The following is a 16,961-nucleotide window of genomic DNA, read 5'->3' as shown; positions in this document are numbered from 1 at the left end:
GGTTCGCGTGAAGAAAACGCGTCAAAACAAGAATCTAGAGCTTCGGTTCTGATTCAATCAGAACCGAAAATGCTCTAGTTCCGCGCGGCGTAGAGCGGGGTTCGCAGGGTCAGCTGGTAGGACGGCTTCGGCATCCAGGCGATCTGCGCGGTGATGCCGAACAGGCGGTTGTCGTTGTCGTCCATGCGATCGAGGTCGAGCCGCAGGATCGGCTGCGTGAAGGACTCCGCCAGCGTCCGGCCCGCGAGCTGCGCGCCGCCGAACGACTGCACGCCGAGGCGCCCGGTGAACTTCCAGTTGCTCGGCCATTGGTAATAGCCGCCGGCATAGAGGATCGTGTTTGGCCGGATGCTGGCGAACGGGCTGGCGATGGTGGTGTAGGTATATTGCATGCCGGCCAGCCAGCCCCGCGTCTCGTCCTCGTCGAGCGCGTAGTCGAATTCCAGGATGTTGTTGAACGAGTTCGTCATGCCCTGCTCGTTCGGCACCGACTGCGTCAGGGTCGATTGCAGCGTGATGGTCGGGATCCTGCCGCCATTCTGCTGATAAAGGTCAGCCTGCACGCCAATGTTCCAGCTCGTGACGTCGAACGTCGACCAGCCGCCGCCGATGTCGGTCGTCGAGCCCGATACGCCGCCATAGAGCGAGACGCGGTCGTTGACGTCGACGGTCAGCGGCAGGTCGACGGCAATCGACTTCGCGGCCGGCAGGCCGTTCGGCAGCGTCGCGCCTCTGCGCACCGCCAGGGCTTCGAGGGCGGTCGACAGCGACGTGCTGCCGAAGCCGAGCCCGAGCGTCCCCGCAGGGATCGACGCATAGCTCGTACGCAGATCGAGATAGAGGTTCGGGATCGCGGGTTTCGCCGGCGCATCCTCCTCGTCGTCGGCGGCGAAGGCCGCGCCGGCCGAAACCACCAGACAGGCCAGTCCCATCGCGACAGCGCGCAAGACTGGACGATGTGATGGGCGGCGAGGGGACACGTGACAATCCGACGCGTGGGTCGTGGTGGCGAAATCGTGAGCTAGATGGAACGTGATTGTTCCCGCGGTCAAGCGCTATCGGCAGACCATGGACGGCATCGACAGGCGCGGCTACCTTGCCGGGATCGCACTGACTCGCTCGCCGGCCGAGATAGGCCGGACAACGGAGGACGACAGCCATGACCACGTCACGCCGCATCCTGCTCGCTGGAATGGCGGGGCTCGCCGTCGCTCCGACCGCCGTGGCGGCTGCGCCCGCGCCGGTGCCCGATGACACGACGGTTGCCGAGGAACGCTTTGCGCGCATGATTGCCGCCGCGCATGCGCCCGATGTCAGCTGCGCCCGCCAGGCGGAGCGCTATGCGGACGCGCATTGGCCTGACTACGTCATGGCCGCCCGGGCCGTGATCGACGCGCGCGCGTAATCCGCACTACCTCTCCACCGCTCGCCGCACCTGCTCGCCGATCTGCGACAGCACCAGCTGCGCTTGCGGCAGGATCGCGCCCATGGCGTGGAAATTGTGAACCATGCCGTCGTGACAGACATGCTCGACGGCGACGCCTGCGGCGAGCAGCTTGCGGGCATAGGCGTTGCCTTCATCGCGCATCGGGTCGTATTCGGCGGTGTGGATGATCGCGGTCGGCAGGCCAGCGACCCGTGTTGCGCGCAGCGGAGACACGCGGGGATCTGCCGTGTCGATTCCCTCGGGCAGATAGTCGGCGAGATCGGCCTCGATCGTGACGCGGTCGATCAGATGGCCCTCGGCAAAGGCTTCGCGTGAGGGCGAGGTTTCCTCGAAATCCAGCACCGGGCAGATCAGACATTGCGCGGCGATGGCAAGGCCTGCGGTCTGCGCCGCCTCCTGGCATACGATCGCCGCGAGCGTTGCCCCGGCGGAATCGCCGCCGACCACCAGGCGGTCGGCGTCGACGCCGAGCGAGGCGGCCTCGCGCGCAACCCATTCGGTGGCGGTGATCGCGTCCTCGATCGCGGCCGGAAAGGGATGCTCCGGCGCGAGCCGGTAGTCGACCGAGACGAGGCGGCAGCCGGTGGCATGCGCCAGCGCCGCCGCGATGCGGTCATGCGTGGCAATGCCGCCGGCAACGAGACCGCCGCCGTGGAAGAACACGAAGCCCGGCGCAAGCTCCTCGGCACTTGCAGGCGTGTAGAGCCGATAGGGCACCTCGTGGTCGCGGCCGGGCAGCACGCCGTCGCGCGTCGTCACGTCAGGCGCATCGGTGCGGGCGAACTGCATCAGCTTTGCCAACGATTGCCGCCGCGCCTCCACGCTCGGCCGGGTTCTCGCCTGCGGCGCAGCCGCGGCCATCATGGTCAACAAGCGCTTTGCGAGCGGATCGAGCGGCATGGCGGACTCCATATCGTGGCCGACATTATAGCCGATTTGTCATGTCTTACCCTCCAGGGAAGTGTCCCGGCCCCCTACGCAAATCGTTTAGAAATTGGGGCAATAGTGCCGGGATATTTGCCAGGGGAGGCCTGACATGGCCGAGATCAAGAAACCGATCGAATATTCGCCGAGCTGGACCTTCTTCGAGGGCAAATGGCACGACGGCAACGTGCCGATCATGGGCCCGCGCACGCACGCGGCCTGGCTCGGCTCGGTGGTGTTCGACGGTGCACGTGCCTTCGAGGGCGTCGCGCCAGATCTCGACCGTCACGTCGCCCGCGCCAATCAATCCGCGATCAATTTCGGCCTGAAGCCGGTGGTCGATGCCGGGACCTGGCTCACGCTCGCAAGCGAAGGCATCGCGCGCTTCGCGGCCAATGCCGAGCTCTACATCCGCCCGATGTACTGGGCCGAGAACGGAAGCGGCGGCGGCGTGCTGTTCGATCCCGAAACGACCAACTGGTGCCTGTGCATCTACGAGGCGCCGATGCCCAAACCCGTCGGCAACGCCATCACCTTGTCGCCGTTCCGCCGGCCCACGGCCGAATGCGCGCCGGTCGAGGCGAAAGCGGCCTGCCTCTATCCGAACAATTCGCGCGCGCTCGCCGAAGCCGCCTCCCGCGGCTTCCAGAACGCCTTGATGCTCGACATGCTCGGCAACGTCGCCGAGTTCGGCAATTCCAACGTGTTCATGGCCAAGGACGGCGTGGTCTTCACGCCCGTGCCGAACGGTACCTTCCTCAACGGCATCACGCGCCAGCGCGTCATCAGCCTGCTGCGCGGCGACGGCGTCACGGTGGTCGAGAAGACGCTGCGTTACGCCGATTTCTTGGCGGCCGACGAGATCTTCTCCACCGGCAATTTCGCCAAGGTCGCGCCGGTGATCCGTATCGACGAGCACGAGCTGACGCCGGGCCCGTTCTACACCAAGGCACGAAAGCTCTATTGGGACTTTGCGCATGCGGTGAAGCTGGCGGCGTAGTTGCTGTTTACTCCGCTGTCATCGCCTGACTTGATCGGGCGATCCAGTATTCCAGAGACGGTTGTGATTCCTCGATAAGCCGCGGCGTACTGGATGCGCCTTCGCGGGGCACGACGGCTACTTTTGGCCGCGCCTTCGAAACCGGCTGAACTGAAACGCCTGCGTCGAATCCCACGGCGTATGATGCGTCTCGCTCTGGGTCTCGATCAGCGCGAAATCCGGCCCGAGCTCCGCTGCGAGGCTCGCGCTGTCATGGCGCTGCACCGGCAGGCCGCTGCACTTCTCCGGACCGTCGGGTGCGAACGTTGCGATGATGACATGGCCGCCGGGGGCGAGCGCCGACCGCAGCCGTTCGACGTAGGCCGCCCTGTCGCGGGGATCGGTCAGGAAGTGAAAGGCGGCGCGATCGTGCCAGACCTCGTAGGTCTTCGCGGGCTGCCATGTCGTGGCATCGGCAACGATCCAGCTGGCTGATGCTGCGGCGGGGCCGATGCGCTTCCTGGCGGCGTCAAGCGCGTTCGCGGAGAGATCCAGCACGGAGACGTCGCGATATCCATCCCGCAACAACGCATCGACCAGACGGGACGCGCCGCCGCCGATATCGATGATGGCCGCGTCATGATCTGGACCGGCCGCCCGGATCATCGCGAGCGAGGTCGAGGGGCTATTCTGAAACCAGCTGACCTCGGCCTCGCCCTTGGTGGCGTAGACTCCGTCCCAATGGGAACTTCGGTCGGACATCGCGCATCCTCCGGCGCATTGGGTGCGGAGGTAAGGAAAGACCTATTCGTCCTTCTTCGACATCCGCTCCAGGCGGTCCTGCATTTCCTTCATCTGCTGGCGCAAATCGTCGATGTTGCTGTCCTTCGGCGTCTCCGCATTCGCATCGGGCTCCGGCTCGGCGGTCGCCGGACGGGGCGGGGCGAAGGGCTTGAACATCGAGAAGGTCTGCTGGAACAGCTCCATGTTGCGGCGGACCTGTTCTTCCAAAGGAGCAAAGGGAGTGCCGGACAGGGTGTTGGCGATCTGCTTGCGGAACTTCTCTTGCTCCTGGGTCAGGGTCGCGATCGACTGCTCCAGATATTTCGGCACCACCATCTGCATGCTGTCGCCGTAGAAGCGGATGAGCTGACGCAGGAAGGTGGTCGGCAGCAGGTTCTGGCCGGCCTTGTTCTCCTGCTCGAAGATGATCTGGGCGAGCACGGAGCGGGTGATGTCGTCGCCGGTCTTGGCGTCATAGACCAGGAAATCCTCGCCATCCTTGACCATCGCGGCGAGGTCTTCCAGCGTCACGTAGGTGCTCGTCCCGGTGTTATAGAGCCGGCGGTTCGCGTATTTCTTGATGGTTGTGGGTTGGTCTGATTTCGCCATGGGCTCTCACTTGCAAACGCGGAGAACGGGAACCCGGCGGGCCATGCCGCAGGGCGGGAAGAGTACGCAACGCAACAAAATAAGCATTTTCAAAGGGCTCACGCTACCGTTTTGTGCGGCACGGTTAATCGCGGAGCAAAATCTTGCTTGCGAAAGCGCCAAGAACGCTATTTTGAATGCGCTGCGGCATGAATTCGGTCGCCGGCCGATTGACATGCCTCAACGACGTTAACAGGATGGCTCACGACACTGGCGAGCCGTTTCTCTAGCCCCGCCTGCCCCTTCAAAGAACCTCAAGCCTCAGGAGATGCCCATGTCAGACGATGTCGTCATCGTCAGCGCCGCCCGCACCCCGGTCGGAAGCTTCAACGGAGCGTTCGCGACCCTTCCCGCTCATGATCTCGGCGCCGTCGCCATCAAGGCCGCGCTGGAGCGCGCTGGCATCGAGCCCGGCCGCGTCTCCGAAGTCATCATGGGCCAGATTCTGACCGCCGCCCAGGGCCAGAACCCGGCCCGCCAGGCGTCGATCGGCGCCGGCATCCCGGTGGAGAGCCCGGCCTGGGGCGTCAACCAGCTTTGCGGCTCGGGCCTGCGCACGGTCGCGCTCGGCTATCAGGCGCTGCTCAACGGCGATTCCGAGATCGTGGTTGCCGGCGGCCAGGAATCCATGAGCATGGCCCCGCACGCCCAATATCTGCGCGGCGGCGTCAAGATGGGTCCCGTCGAGTTCGTCGACACCATGATCAAGGACGGCCTGTGGGATGCCTTCAACGGCTACCACATGGGCAACACCGCCGAGAACGTCGCGCGGCAGTGGCAGATCACCCGTGCCCAGCAGGACGAGTTCGCGGTCGCCTCGCAGCAAAAGGCCGAGGCGGCGCAGAAGGCCGGCAAGTTCAACGACGAGATCGTCCCCGTCACCATCAAGACCCGCAAGGGCGACGTCGTCGTCAGCGCCGACGAATATCCGCGCCATGGCGCAACGCTCGATGCGATGGCCAAGCTCAAGCCAGCCTTCGAGAAGGACGGCACGGTCACCGCGGGCTCCGCGTCCGGCATCAATGACGGTGCTGCCGCCGTGGTGCTGATGACCGCCAAGCAGGCGGCCAAGGAAGGCAAGAAGCCGCTCGCGCGCATCGTGTCCTGGGCGCAGGCCGGCGTCGATCCGAAGATCATGGGCTCGGGCCCGATCCCGGCCTCGCGCGCCGCGCTGAAGAAGGCCGGCTGGAATGTCGGCGATCTCGACCTGATCGAGGCCAACGAGGCCTTCGCGGCGCAGGCCTGCGCCGTCAACAAGGACCTCGGCTGGGATACCTCGAAGGTCAACGTCAATGGCGGCGCGATCGCGATCGGTCATCCGGTCGGTGCCTCCGGCGCCCGCGTGCTGGTGACCCTGCTGCACGAGATGCAGAAGCGCGATTCGAAGAAGGGCCTTGCCACGCTGTGCATCGGCGGCGGCATGGGTATCGCGATGTGTCTGGCGCGCGACTGAGGGTAACTGACGCGTAGCTGAGGTGCTGTTGCGCGTGCGCTGCACACCTCGGTGAGTGCGTTGCACGCGACTAAAAAGGCAGCGGTTGCAAATCAAATATTCTTCGCAAGCGCGCAGGCCTCGACTAAATACAAACGCCCGGCTCAACGCCGGGCGTTTTGTTCTTGATGTCCGTCAAACCAACCGCATAATCCAACGCTAAAAACAATCACTCCAGAAACGTCCGAAGAGTCCAAGGGAAGGAATGGGATATGGCACGTGTTGCATTGGTCACGGGTGGTACGCGGGGCATCGGTGCTGCGATCAGCAAGGCACTGAAGGCGGCTGGATACAAGGTTGCGGCGAGCTATGCCGGCAACGATGCGGCCGCGGAGAAGTTCAAGGCCGAGACCGGCATTGCCGTCTACAAATGGGACGTCAGCAGTTTCGACGCCTGTGCCGAAGGCGTGAAGAAGGTCGAGGCCGATCTCGGACCGATCGAGGTGCTCGTCAACAATGCCGGCATCACCCGAGACACCGCCTTCCACAAGATGACGCTCGAGCAGTGGAACGCCGTCATCAACACCAATCTCGGCTCGCTCTTCAACATGACGCGCCAGGTCATCGAGGGCATGCGCTCGCGCAAGTTCGGCCGCATCATCTCGATCTCGTCGATCAACGGACAGAAGGGACAGTTCGGCCAGGTCAACTATTCCGCGGCGAAGGCCGGCGACATCGGCTTCACCAAGGCGCTGGCGCTGGAGAATGCCAAGGGCGGCATCACCGTGAACGCGATCTGTCCCGGCTACATCAACACCGAGATGGTGCAGGCGGTACCGAAGGACGTTCTGGAGAAGAACGTGATCCCGCAGATCCCGGCCAACCGGCTCGGCGAGCCCGAGGAGATCGCGCGCGCGGTCGTGTTCCTCGCGGCCGACGAGTCCGGCTTCATCACCGGCTCGACCCTGACGGTCAACGGCGGTCAGTACATGGTGTGATGCGATCGCATCACGCCGGCTGATATTGTCGCCATCGACGTGCCCGGGCTTGTCCCGGGCATCCACGGACTTACAACAGCCGTCGCCACGGAAGAACGTGGATGGCCGGGACAAGCCCGGCCATGACGGAAACATTGGGCCAATGACTCCCCGCACCGCCACGCTGATCGGCCTGACCGCGATCCTGATGTGGTCGCTGCTCTCGGTGATGACGGTGGCGACCGGAAAGATCCCGGCGTTCCAGCTCGCTGCGATGACGTTTGCGATCGGCGGTCTGGTCGGCCTGCTCACCTGGATCGGCCGCGGCGATGCGGCGAAGAGCCTGCGTCAGCCGCTCGTCGTCTGGGTCGTCGGCGTCGGCGGCCTGTTCGGCTATCACGCGCTGTATTTTCTGGCGCTGCGCTTTGCGCCGCCGGCCGAAGCCGGCCTCCTGAACTACATGTGGCCGCTTCTGATCGTGCTGTTCTCGTCGTTCCTGCCCGGCGAGCGGCTCGCCCTGCATCACATCATCGGCGCCGTGCTCGGTCTCGTCGGCACCGTGCTGCTGTTCGCCGGCAATTCCAGTGGGTTTGCGCCGGGAGCGGTGCCGGGATTGATCGCGGCTTTCATCGCGGCCTTCGTCTGGGCAACCTATTCGGTGCTGTCGCGTCGGTTGAAAGCTGTGCCGACCGACGCGGTCGCGGGCTTCTGCCTTGCAACGGCCGTGCTCGCCGCACTGATGCATGGCCTGCTCGAGACGACGGTCTGGCCGGAGACCGCGGTGCAATGGCTCTCGGTGATCGCGCTCGGCATCGGTCCCGTCGGTGCCGCCTTCTACGCCTGGGACATCGGCATGAAGCGCGGCGACATCCGCGTGCTCGGCGCCGCCTCCTACGCAACGCCGCTGCTCTCGACCGGCTTCCTCATCGCCGCAGGATTCGCAAAAGCCAGCGCCAACATCGCCATCGCCGCGGTCCTGATCGCCGGCGGCGGCCTGATCGCGGCGAAGGACATGGTGTTGCGCAAACGATGATTCGTCCGCTCGCGATATCGCTCATGCTGCTTGCCGACCTCGCTTGTCCGGGCGCCGTGGCACAGGTCGTGGCGAAGCCCGAAACATTCACCGGCATCCATCGGAAGGAGCGCGTACGCGGCCGTTCCGAGACCGCCACGGTCAGTGACGGCAAATCCTTCGTTCAGCTGACTGAGCGGCGATATCGGACAGGCGGCTTTTGGCCGCCTTACGAGACATTGCCCACGATCATCGTCCGACGATTGCCTGTGCGGAGCCGCGCTTCGGCCAATCACGACTGATCTGCAGCTAAGGCGCGGGCTGCCAGCCCGGCGGCCGGTACATCGCTTCCGGGATCTGTCCGAGCTCGGAGCGCTGCAGGCGTTGCGGCGTCAGGCCGTAGAACTCCTGGAAGCTGAGGATCAGCGGGCGCCATTTGTCGGGATCGATGCGGTTGGGCGCGCCGTCCATCATGATATCGGGGTGTGCGTGCACGCGGGTGATGCGAACCTCGATGGCCGCGAGGTTGCCGCGCCAGACCGCGTCGTCCTGTGCCATGTCGTGCACATGCGCGAGCTTTGCCTCCATCTGCACCGGACATTCGACCGCACGCGGCGCGCGGACTGTTTCGCCCGGCAGCGCCGTCAGACCGCTGAGATTGAATTTGTCCCTCTCGTGCCGATAGCCACGATAGAGCTTTCCCGGCGGCACGGGATCCGATCCGGTGGTGCGGGCGAGGCGATCGACGGCGGCAACGAGGTCCGCCGACGGCAGATTGAGTACGCATTCGCCGGTGCGAATCAGATTCTCGGTGGTCTTGGAATTGCGGGCGAGGCCGAGCATGCAGCGCCATCCGATCCACCACGCTGACGACATCGGCGCGAGATTGTGCGAGCCGTCGTCGTTGGTCGATCCGATCAGGACGACGGGCGTTCCGAAATAGAGAATGGCCGGGTCGATCTGAACCGTCGGGGGATCGAATGTACCGTGCATCTTGCGCTCCTGTTCGCTGCGAGCGCCGTCCTACGATGCGCGACGGATCGATCCCACCCGATTCCAGATCGCGTTACGGCTCCCAGCCCTGAGGTGCGAGCTCGAAGCCGGCGAATTCGAACGCGGGTGCCACGGTGCAGCCGACCAGCGTCCACTCGCCCGTGGTTTCCGCCATCTGCCAGGCCTGCGCCGGCACGATCGCCTGCGGCCGTTCGCCATGGACGAGGTCCGCGCCCAGCCGCACCTCGTGCTGCGAGCAACCCTCATGGGCGATGCGCAGCATCAGGGGGCTGCCGGCGTAATAGTGCCAGGTCTCGACCGCATCGACGCGATGCCAGTGCGAGCGCTCGCCGCGTGCCAGCAGGAAGTAGATCAGGGTCGAGCGCGAGCGGCCGTTGGCGTCCGTAGTCTGGTCGCGAAACGTCTCGCGATAGTGCCCGCCTTCGGGATGCGGGCGGAGTTCGAGGCGCGCGATGATCTCGGCTGCTGTCGGCATCGATCCTCGTCAGGACTTGTTCTTGCGCTCGCGCAATTCGCCGAACACCGCGGCGGCATCCGCGCCCTTCATGTGCAGCCTGGCTGCGACCTGCGGTTCGTCGGCCCGCAGGAACACGTTGGCCCGCTTCTCCTCGCCAAGCAGGGTGGGAATGGTCGGCTTGTTCTCGGCCCGCAGCTTCGCCACCTCCGCCGCGCGCGCCTGGAGCGCCGCATTGTCGGGCTCGACGGTGAGGGCGAACTTGACGTTGGACGCCGTGTATTCGTGGCCGCAATAGAGCTTGAAGTCGTCGGGCAGGGCGCGCAGCTTCAGCAGCGAATCCCACATCATCGGGTAGGTGCCCTCGAACACGCGCCCGCAGCCGATCGAGAACAGCGTGTCGGCGGCGAATACCGCTTTTTCGTTGTCGAACACGTAGGAGATATGGTCGAGCGTGTGGCCGGGTGTCTCGATGACGCGCGCCAGCAAATTGCCGATCTTGACCACGTCGGCATTGGCGACGCGCAGATCGACGTCCGCGATCCCCGTGGTCTTGTCGTGCGGCGCGACGACGCGGCAATCGTATTTCCGCTTGAGCTCGGCGACCCCGCCGACATGATCGCCGTGATGGTGGGTGATCAGGATGTCGGTGAGCTGCCAGCCCTCGCGCTCCAGCGCCTTGATGATGGGGCCCGCCTCCGGCGCGTCGATCGACGCCGTCGCCTTGGTTTCGACATCGTGGATCAGATAACCGAAATTGTCGTTTAAACAGGTGAAAGTACGAATTTCGGCGGCCATGTCATCTCCATCGGGCTCAGCCCCGCCAGACAAATATGGCGTTAACGTTGCGCAGGCAATGCAATATTCCGCGCGCGGCGGCGCTCTCGTGCATGTTACATTGCCGTCATGACCATCGACGTCGTCGACCTCCGCGAGTTCTATTCCCGCCGCCTCGGGATCGTGGCGCGGCAAATGATCAACCGCGGCATCAGGGAGCGCTGGCCGGGCGCGCAAGGCCAGCGCGTGCTCGGCATCGGCTATCCCACGCCCTATCTGGGGTTGTTCCGGGAGGATGCCGAGCGCTGCATCGCCTTCATGCCGGCGGCCCAGGGCGTCCTGAAATGGCCGACGGGGCGGCCGGCGCTGGCCTCGCTGGTCGACGAATTCTCGTTGCCGCTTCCCGACGCCGCGGTCGACCGCATCCTGCTGATCCATGCGCTGGAGATGTCGGATGATCCGGCCGCGCTGCTGCGCGAGGTCTGGCGGGTGCTGTCGCCCTCGGGCCGCGTGATCGCGGTGATTCCGAATCGGCGCGGGGTGTGGACCCGCACCGACAGCACGCCGTTCGGTCACGGCCGGCCCTATTCACGCTCGCAGATCACCGACCTCTTGCGCCAGACCTGGTTCACGCCGACCGCCTGGGGCGAGGCCCTGTTCATGCCGCCCTATGCCGGCGGCTGGGTGCTGAGATCGGCGCAAATGTGGGAGCGTGCCGGCGCAGCGCTGTCACTGCCCTTTGCCGGCGTGCACATCGTCGAGGCCACCAAGCAGGTCTATCGCGCAATCCCCGCCAAGCGCGAACGGGCGCGGTTGATTCCCTCGCTGGCAAAGCCGGTGCTGGTGCCGTCCTCGACCACGGTGACACGCAGCTGAAAACAAAACGTCCCGGCGCGAGGCCGGGACGGTTGCAGTTCAAAATTCAGAACAGGCTCACTCGCCGGGGGCGACTTCGTCGCTCGAGGCGGCTGGAGCTGCCTCGCGCTCGGGGCGCGGGCCATGCGGCCGGCGCCGCCGGCGCGGATAGCGTTCGCCACCGCCGGCACCGCCTTCGAAGCCGGCCTGACCGCCATTGGCGCCGACATTCACTTGCGGTTGCGGGCCGGTGATGAAGGATGGCAGGCGATCGACGCTGCCGGCGTCGCCGATGACGGGCTGCGGCTGGTTCGCAGGCTGCGGCTGATATTGCGGTTGGGGCTGGAATTGCGGCTGCGGGCGATGGTCGCGTTCGCGGTGCTCGCGCGGCTGCTGGTTGTCGCGCTGCTGATGGTCACGCTGATGATGTTCGCGCTGGCCGTCGCGGTCGCGCATGAAGGACTGCTGCTGCGGCGGCTGCGGGACGAAGCCCGGCTCCTGGCCGAAATTCGAGAAATTCTCGCCGTCGTCTTCGCCGTCGTCGCCATGGCTGCTGACGGGCTCGTCACCGCGCGGCTGCTGGTTCTGGCGGAACTGCTCCTGAGCGGCCGCGATCAGGCGGAAATAATGCTCGGCATGCTGGTAGTAGTTCTCGGCCGCAACGGGGTCGCCGGAGGAGCGCGCGTCGCGCGCGAGCTGCAGATATTTCTCGGCGATGTGCGAGGCGGTGCCGCGGATCTTGATGTCGGGTCCGTTGGACTCGTAGACCCGGGTCATCGGGTTCTGGCTGCGCCGGTTGTTGTTATTGTTGTTGTTGCGGTTGCGCATCCGCTGCTTGTTCTGACCGTTTCTCATGTCCTGCCTTTAATTCCAGCCCTAAAGGTTGCACGCATTACTGATTGCTAGGAGTGACCTGGTGACAGCGGTTCACATTGCTCACGCGCACGAGCGGATTGATCCCTGCCGATGTTCGTCGACCGTCGCGCTCAACAAAGACGCGTTCCCCACCCGCCAGCACTGATCGCCAGCGAACCCATTCATTTTGCCTGCCGAAACAAGCCCAGCTTTGTTGCGTAAGTCTTCAAGCGCAATATCAGGCTTTCGTTCACGTTGCGGTCGGAGAGCAGCACAGCTCCAATGGCCATCGCGCTCAACAGGACCTGCGGCTTGGAACCTATAATCAGTAAAGCTCTCGCCCGAGAGCCCGGCTTTCGCCCGTAGGTCTACGGGGCCGGCACCGATCTGTTGATCGGAACGTAGTCGTTCCCAAGGGATATTCCAAGAGCTTTTTGCACGCCAATCCGGCTTTTATGGGGGCATTTTTCGGGCCGAAACGGCCCGCGGAATGCCCGCCAGGTCGGCCTTCGCTGGCCTGTCCACCGTTAACCCCGCGGCTTCCATAAGGGTCTCAATGTTTCTCGCCTGGCCCTGTCCGGCCTCGACAATCAGCGCGCCGCCGGGGGCGAGGCACTCGCTCGCCTGAGGGATCAGGGCGCGATAGGCGTCATATCCGTCATTGCCGCCATCCAGCGCCAGATGCGGGTCGTGCTCGCGCACCTCGATGCTCAATGTCGGGATTTCGGCCGAGGGGATATAGGGCGGGTTCGACACGATGAGGTCGAACGGGCCGCGCAGCGCCGACGCATAGGAGCAGGCGACAAAGACCGCGCGGCCGGCAAGGCCGAGCGCGCGGGCATTGTCCCGCGCCGTGCCGAGGGCGGTGAGGCTGAGATCGGTGCCGACGCCGAAGGCATCGGGAATTTCGTGCAACAGCGCCAGCAGGATCGCGCCCGAGCCGGTGCCGATGTCGGCGATTCGCGGCTGCTTGACCTCCCGATCGCGAAGGACCTCGAGCGCAAGCTCGACCACGGTCTCGGTATCGGGGCGCGGCACCAGGGTGGCATCCGACAGACGAAACGGCAGGCCCCAGAATTCCTTGGTCCCGAGAATCCGTGCCACCGGTTCGCCGGCGACCCGGCGCTGCGCGTATTGCGCAAGCCGCGACGCCTCGGCGTCGGTGAGCGGCCGGGTGGCCTGCGTGACCAGGCCGGTCAGATCGAGACCGAGGACCGCGCCAAGCAAAATACGGGCATCGAGTTCGGCGTCATCGAGCAGTCCCGACCTCAGTTGCGCAGCCAGTGCGCGCCGCGCGCTCTCGATGGATTGTCCGGTGAAGGAATTGCCCACGCCGCTACGCCGCCGCGCCTTGTGCGGCGAGCTGTGCGGCCTGGTGCTCGGTGGTCAGCGCGTCGATCAATTCGCCGAGCGCTTCGCCCGCGATCACCTGCGGCAGCTTGTAGAGCGTCAGGTTGATGCGGTGGTCGGTGACGCGCCCTTGCGGGAAATTATAGGTGCGGATGCGTTCGGAGCGATCGCCGGAGCCGACCTTCTCCTTGCGTTCGGCCGACCGCGCGGCGTCGACGCGCTGGCGTTCGGCATCGTAGATGCGCGAGCGCAGGATGTTCATGGCGGAGGCGCGGTTCTTGTGCTGCGAGCGGCTGTCCTGCATCATCACCACGATGCCGGTCGGGATGTGGGTGATGCGGATCGCCGATTCCGTCTTGTTGACGTGCTGGCCGCCCGCGCCTTGCGCGCGCATGGTCTCGATGCGCAGATCGTCGTTCTTGATGTCGACGTCGACATCCTCGACCTCCGGCAGCACGGCCACCGTCGCGGCCGAAGTGTGGATGCGCCCCTGCGTCTCGGTGTCGGGCACGCGCTGCACGCGGTGCACGCCGGATTCGAATTTCAGCTTGGAGAACGCGCCGCGGCCCTGCACCTCCGCGATGATTTCCTTGTAGCCGCCGACGGTGCCTTCGCTGGCCGAGATCACCTCGACCTTCCAGCCCTGCAGGCTGGCGAAGCGTTCGTACATCCGGAACAAATCGCCGGCGAACAGCGAGGCCTCGTCGCCGCCGGTGCCGGCGCGGATTTCCAGCACCACGTTGCGATCGTCCATGGCGTCCTTGGGCAGCAGCGCGACGCGGATCTTCTGAACCAGCTCCTCGATCCTCGGCGTCAGCTCGTCGCGTTCGGCTTCCGCCATGCCGCGCATCTCGGCATCGGTTGCGGGATCGGCGATCAGCGCCTCGGTGTCGGCGAGCTCCTTGACGGCGGAACGGTAGGTCTTCACCGCTTCGATCAGCGGCGTGAGCTCGGCGAGCTCGCGCGTGATCTGGACGTAGCGCTCGGAGGCGAGCTGCCCCAGCGATTCGGCCTCGAGCGAGGCGTGATGCGCGAGCAGGACGTCCAGTTTGGCTTCGGGGAGTGACGACATCGGTACGGTCTCAAATGCGGAAAAGGGGCGGGGCGGCAGGGAGCGGCGACAGGCCCGCTACAATGCCAAGCCTTCGGCCTCGGCAAATTCCGTCAGCTTCTGCCGGATCGAGACGCTGCCTGCCGGCGCGTCCAGGAGCGGGCCGAGCATGGCTTCGGCCTTCTTGGCATCGAGATCGATCACCATGGCCTTGACCGGGCCGAGCGCGGTCGCCGAAAGCGACAGCGAGCGGTAGCCCAGCGCAATCAGCGCCAGCGCGCCGATCGGCTTCGACGCCATCTCGCCGCAGAGCGAGAGCGACTTCTTCGCCTCCTGGCACTTGCGCGAGATATCGCGCAGCGCGCGCAGGATCGGCGCCGACATGGTGTCGAAGCGCTCGGAGACCTTGGCATTGCCGCGGTCGACCGCGAACAGGAACTGGAACAGATCGTTGGAACCGACCGAGATGAAGTCGACCTTCTTCAGGAGCTCGTCGAGCTGATAGAGCAGCGCGGGAACCTCGACCATGGTGCCGATGTCGATTCGTTCAGGCAGCGTGTGGCCGTGCTGGCGCAGATAGGTGAGCTCGCGCTCGACCAGCGCCTTCGCCGCATCGAACTCGGCGACCTCCGAGATCATCGGGAACATGATGCGCAGCGCGCGGCCGCCGCCGGCGCGTAAGAGCGCGCGGATCTGGCCGCGCAACAGGCCGGGACGGTCCAGGCCGAGCCGGATCGCACGCCAGCCGAGCGCGGGATTTTCCTCGATCACCGCTTCCATATAGGGCAGCGCCTTGTCGCCGCCGATGTCGAGGGTGCGGAAGGTGACCGGCTTGGTGCCGGCGGCATCCAGCACGGTGCGGTAGAGCGCCAGCTGGTCGCTGGTGCGCGGCAGGCTCTGGCCCACCATGAATTGCAGCTCGGTGCGGAACAGGCCGATGCCGGCGCTGCCGGTGTCCTCGATATGCGGCAGGTCGATCGCGAGCCCGGCGTTGATCATCAGCTCGACCTTCTGGCCGTCCTTGGTGACGCAGGGCCGGTCGCGCAGCGCCAGATATTGCGCCTGGCGGCGGGCGCGGAAGCGCACGCGCTCGGCGAAGGCCGCCTCGACCTCCTGAGAGGGCCGCACATAGATCGAGCCGGAGGTGCCGTCGACGATGATGGCATCGCCGGGATCGGCGATACCGGGCGCGTTCGGCACCTCGCCGACCGCGGGGATGCCGAGCGCGCGCGCCACGATCGAGACGTGGGAATTGGCGGTGCCTTCCTCCAGCACGATGCCGCGCAGGCGCTTGCGGTCGTAGTCGAGCAGCGCCGCCGGGCCCATCGCGCGCGCGATGACGATCGCATTGTCGGGCAGTTGTTCACGCGACGGTGCGTGGTCCTGACCGACCAGCTGCCGCATCAGGCGATAGCCGAGATCTTCCAGATCGTGCAGCCGGTCGCGCAAATAAGGATCGGTCGAGCGCAGCATGCGCGCGCGGGTGTCGGACTGCACGCGCTCGACCGCGGCTTCCGCGGTGAGGCCGGTGGCGACCGCCTCGTGCAGCTTGTGCGACCAGCCCTGGTCGTTGGCGAACATGCGGTAGGCTTCCAGCACCTCGCGATGCTCGCCGCCTTCGGCGACGTCGCCGCGCTCCAGCATGCGATCGAGATCGGCGCGCAGCTTGGCGAGCGCGGTGTCGAGCCGCTTGATCTCCTTCGGCAGGTCCTCGGCGATGTAGTCCTTGATGACGACGCGCGGCTCGTGCAGCACCACATGGCCGAGCGCGATGCCCTCCGAGAGGATCGCGCCGACCTTCTGCGCGGAATGGCGCGCGGCCGGCTCCTGGCCCGGCTGGGCCAGTGCGGAGAGCTCGCCGGAGGCGATCAGCTCGGCCAGCACCATCGCGGTGGTCTGCAGCGCCTCGAGCTCCTCCTCGACATAATTGCGCTTGGCGCGGTTCTGCACCACCAGCACGCCGAGCGTGTTGCCGGCCCGCAGGATCGGCACGCCGAGGAAGGAATGGTAGATTTCTTCGCCGGTCTCGGGGCGGAACGAGAAGGCCGGATGGCTCTGCGCATCGCTCAAATTGAGCGGCGTCGCCTCGCTGGCGACGAGGCCGACCAGGCCCTCATGGGCGCTCAGCACGGTGTGGTGCACCGCCTCGCGGTTGAGACCTTCGGTGGCGTAGAGCTCGAGCGTGTTGTCGATGCGCAGCACATAGACCGAGCACACTTCGGCCACCATGTTGGCGGCGATCAGCACCACGATCTTGTCCAGCCGCTCCTGGGCCGAGACCTGCTCCGCCATGGTTTCGCGGAGCCGTCTCAACAAGACGCGGGGACCTCCCGACGCGCTCCGCATGTCCCCTCAATCTCCTTCGTCTGCCCGGCCCGGCGGTATCGGCCGGCGGCTGGCCAA

18 protein-coding genes are annotated in these 16,961 nt (G+C 65.6%); 7 read left to right on the top strand and 11 right to left on the bottom strand.

Going from position 1 to position 16,961, the window contains the following annotated elements; translation table 11 throughout:
• Window positions 1-74: 74 nt before the first annotated feature.
• The gene (locus TSA1_RS38270; RefSeq protein ID WP_100180841.1) at window positions 75-947 is read right to left on the bottom strand and encodes a hypothetical protein; all 873 of its coding nucleotides are present in this window, start codon (window positions 945-947) and stop codon (window positions 75-77) included.
• Between the two features lie 212 nt (window positions 948-1,159).
• Between TSA1_RS38270 and TSA1_RS38265 the strand changes: the two genes are divergently transcribed.
• Window positions 1,160-1,405 (top strand): hypothetical protein, encoded by a 246-nt coding sequence (locus TSA1_RS38265; protein WP_100180840.1) that lies wholly within the window; start codon window positions 1,160-1,162, stop codon window positions 1,403-1,405.
• 6 nt (window positions 1,406-1,411) lie between these two features.
• Here TSA1_RS38265 and TSA1_RS38260 read toward each other — a convergent pair whose 3' ends face one another.
• Complete coding sequence (locus TSA1_RS38260; protein WP_100181572.1) at window positions 1,412-2,347, bottom strand: alpha/beta hydrolase; 936 nt, start codon at window positions 2,345-2,347, stop codon at window positions 1,412-1,414.
• Window positions 2,348-2,483: 136 nt separating this feature from the next.
• On the opposite strand from TSA1_RS38260, the gene TSA1_RS38255 reads away from it, so the two are divergent.
• Window positions 2,484-3,371, top strand: coding sequence for a branched-chain amino acid aminotransferase (locus TSA1_RS38255; protein ID WP_100180839.1), 888 nt, complete (start codon window positions 2,484-2,486; stop codon window positions 3,369-3,371).
• Window positions 3,372-3,488: 117 nt separating this feature from the next.
• Here the strand turns inward: TSA1_RS38255 and TSA1_RS38250 are convergent, their stop codons facing one another.
• Together TSA1_RS38250 and phaR are read right to left on the bottom strand one after the other, a co-directional pair.
• Entirely contained in the window at window positions 3,489-4,112 is a 624-nt protein-coding gene (locus TSA1_RS38250; RefSeq protein WP_100180838.1) for a class I SAM-dependent methyltransferase, read from the bottom strand.
• A gap of 42 nt (window positions 4,113-4,154) precedes the next feature.
• Entirely contained in the window at window positions 4,155-4,742 is a 588-nt protein-coding gene (gene phaR / locus TSA1_RS38245; protein ID WP_100180837.1) for a polyhydroxyalkanoate synthesis repressor PhaR, read from the bottom strand.
• A gap of 313 nt (window positions 4,743-5,055) precedes the next feature.
• On the opposite strand from phaR, the gene TSA1_RS38240 reads away from it, so the two are divergent.
• The 4 genes from TSA1_RS38240 (at window position 5,056) to TSA1_RS38225 (ending at window position 8,504) form a co-directional block, all read left to right on the top strand.
• Complete coding sequence (locus TSA1_RS38240) at window positions 5,056-6,234, top strand: acetyl-CoA C-acetyltransferase (protein ID WP_100180836.1); 1,179 nt, start codon at window positions 5,056-5,058, stop codon at window positions 6,232-6,234.
• A gap of 251 nt (window positions 6,235-6,485) precedes the next feature.
• Window positions 6,486-7,211 carry an acetoacetyl-CoA reductase gene (gene phbB, locus TSA1_RS38235; protein WP_100180835.1) on the top strand — a complete coding sequence of 242 codons (726 nt, stop codon included), beginning with the start codon at window positions 6,486-6,488 and terminating at the stop codon, window positions 7,209-7,211.
• 142 nt (window positions 7,212-7,353) lie between these two features.
• The gene (gene yddG, locus TSA1_RS38230; RefSeq protein WP_100180834.1) at window positions 7,354-8,223 is read left to right on the top strand and encodes an aromatic amino acid exporter YddG; all 870 of its coding nucleotides are present in this window, start codon (window positions 7,354-7,356) and stop codon (window positions 8,221-8,223) included.
• A 23-nt stretch (window positions 8,224-8,246) separates the two neighbouring features.
• Window positions 8,247-8,504 (top strand): hypothetical protein, encoded by a 258-nt coding sequence (locus tag TSA1_RS38225; protein ID WP_142250975.1) that lies wholly within the window; start codon window positions 8,247-8,249, stop codon window positions 8,502-8,504.
• Between the two features lie 7 nt (window positions 8,505-8,511).
• Here TSA1_RS38225 and TSA1_RS38220 read toward each other — a convergent pair whose 3' ends face one another.
• From TSA1_RS38220 to gloB, 3 genes are all read right to left on the bottom strand, one after another.
• Window positions 8,512-9,195 carry a flavin reductase family protein gene (locus tag TSA1_RS38220; RefSeq protein WP_100180832.1) on the bottom strand — a complete coding sequence of 228 codons (684 nt, stop codon included), beginning with the start codon at window positions 9,193-9,195 and terminating at the stop codon, window positions 8,512-8,514.
• Window positions 9,196-9,268: 73 nt separating this feature from the next.
• Window positions 9,269-9,691: a cupin domain-containing protein gene (locus TSA1_RS38215; protein WP_100180831.1), complete on the bottom strand. Its 423-nt coding sequence runs from the start codon at window positions 9,689-9,691 to the stop codon at window positions 9,269-9,271.
• A gap of 9 nt (window positions 9,692-9,700) precedes the next feature.
• The gene (gene gloB / locus TSA1_RS38210; protein WP_100180830.1) at window positions 9,701-10,468 is read right to left on the bottom strand and encodes a hydroxyacylglutathione hydrolase; all 768 of its coding nucleotides are present in this window, start codon (window positions 10,466-10,468) and stop codon (window positions 9,701-9,703) included.
• Between the two features lie 108 nt (window positions 10,469-10,576).
• Here gloB and TSA1_RS38205 point away from each other — a divergent pair, with 108 nt between their 5' ends.
• The gene (locus TSA1_RS38205; RefSeq protein ID WP_100180829.1) at window positions 10,577-11,323 is read left to right on the top strand and encodes a methyltransferase domain-containing protein; all 747 of its coding nucleotides are present in this window, start codon (window positions 10,577-10,579) and stop codon (window positions 11,321-11,323) included.
• A 57-nt stretch (window positions 11,324-11,380) separates the two neighbouring features.
• On the opposite strand, the gene TSA1_RS38200 is transcribed toward TSA1_RS38205, so the two are convergent.
• From TSA1_RS38200 to ptsP, 4 genes are all read right to left on the bottom strand, one after another.
• The gene (locus TSA1_RS38200) at window positions 11,381-12,157 is read right to left on the bottom strand and encodes a DUF4167 domain-containing protein (RefSeq protein WP_100180828.1); all 777 of its coding nucleotides are present in this window, start codon (window positions 12,155-12,157) and stop codon (window positions 11,381-11,383) included.
• Between the two features lie 453 nt (window positions 12,158-12,610).
• Window positions 12,611-13,489, bottom strand: coding sequence for a peptide chain release factor N(5)-glutamine methyltransferase (prmC, locus tag TSA1_RS38195; protein ID WP_100180827.1), 879 nt, complete (start codon window positions 13,487-13,489; stop codon window positions 12,611-12,613).
• A gap of 4 nt (window positions 13,490-13,493) precedes the next feature.
• Window positions 13,494-14,579 (bottom strand): peptide chain release factor 1, encoded by a 1,086-nt coding sequence (gene prfA / locus TSA1_RS38190; RefSeq protein ID WP_100180826.1) that lies wholly within the window; start codon window positions 14,577-14,579, stop codon window positions 13,494-13,496.
• Window positions 14,580-14,636: 57 nt separating this feature from the next.
• Window positions 14,637-16,904, bottom strand: coding sequence for a phosphoenolpyruvate--protein phosphotransferase (ptsP, locus tag TSA1_RS38185; protein ID WP_100180825.1), 2,268 nt, complete (start codon window positions 16,902-16,904; stop codon window positions 14,637-14,639).
• Between the last annotated feature and the right edge of the window lie 57 nt (window positions 16,905-16,961).

The sequence above is a fragment of the Bradyrhizobium nitroreducens genome, assembly GCF_002776695.1.
Lineage (GTDB): Bacteria > Pseudomonadota > Alphaproteobacteria > Rhizobiales > Xanthobacteraceae > Bradyrhizobium > Bradyrhizobium nitroreducens.
Note: the sequence above shows the minus strand (reverse complement) of the source record. Positions and strands in the feature narration are given on the sequence as shown.

Bases quoted from the DNA above. Each gene is read 5' to 3' on its own strand.
- TSA1_RS38200 (WP_100180828.1), bottom strand. From the start codon at position 12,157: ATGAGAAACGGTCAGAACAAGCAGCGGATGCGCAACCGCAACAACAAC.
- TSA1_RS38250 (WP_100180838.1), bottom strand. From the start codon at position 4,112: ATGTCCGACCGAAGTTCCCATTGGGACGGAGTCTACGCCACCAAGGGC.
- TSA1_RS38225 (WP_142250975.1), top strand. From the start codon at position 8,247: ATGCTGCTTGCCGACCTCGCTTGTCCGGGCGCCGTGGCACAGGTCGTG.
- TSA1_RS38260 (WP_100181572.1), bottom strand. From the start codon at position 2,347: ATGCCGCTCGATCCGCTCGCAAAGCGCTTGTTGACCATGATGGCCGCG.
- phaR (WP_100180837.1), bottom strand. From the start codon at position 4,742: ATGGCGAAATCAGACCAACCCACAACCATCAAGAAATACGCGAACCGC.
- TSA1_RS38265 (WP_100180840.1), top strand. From the start codon at position 1,160: ATGACCACGTCACGCCGCATCCTGCTCGCTGGAATGGCGGGGCTCGCC.
- ptsP (WP_100180825.1), bottom strand. From the start codon at position 16,904: ATGCGGAGCGCGTCGGGAGGTCCCCGCGTCTTGTTGAGACGGCTCCGC.
- TSA1_RS38240 (WP_100180836.1), top strand. From the start codon at position 5,056: ATGTCAGACGATGTCGTCATCGTCAGCGCCGCCCGCACCCCGGTCGGA.
- phbB (WP_100180835.1), top strand. From the start codon at position 6,486: ATGGCACGTGTTGCATTGGTCACGGGTGGTACGCGGGGCATCGGTGCT.
- yddG (WP_100180834.1), top strand. From the start codon at position 7,354: ATGACTCCCCGCACCGCCACGCTGATCGGCCTGACCGCGATCCTGATG.
- TSA1_RS38255 (WP_100180839.1), top strand. From the start codon at position 2,484: ATGGCCGAGATCAAGAAACCGATCGAATATTCGCCGAGCTGGACCTTC.
- prfA (WP_100180826.1), bottom strand. From the start codon at position 14,579: ATGTCGTCACTCCCCGAAGCCAAACTGGACGTCCTGCTCGCGCATCAC.
- gloB (WP_100180830.1), bottom strand. From the start codon at position 10,468: ATGGCCGCCGAAATTCGTACTTTCACCTGTTTAAACGACAATTTCGGT.
- TSA1_RS38205 (WP_100180829.1), top strand. From the start codon at position 10,577: ATGACCATCGACGTCGTCGACCTCCGCGAGTTCTATTCCCGCCGCCTC.
- TSA1_RS38215 (WP_100180831.1), bottom strand. From the start codon at position 9,691: ATGCCGACAGCAGCCGAGATCATCGCGCGCCTCGAACTCCGCCCGCAT.
- TSA1_RS38220 (WP_100180832.1), bottom strand. From the start codon at position 9,195: ATGCACGGTACATTCGATCCCCCGACGGTTCAGATCGACCCGGCCATT.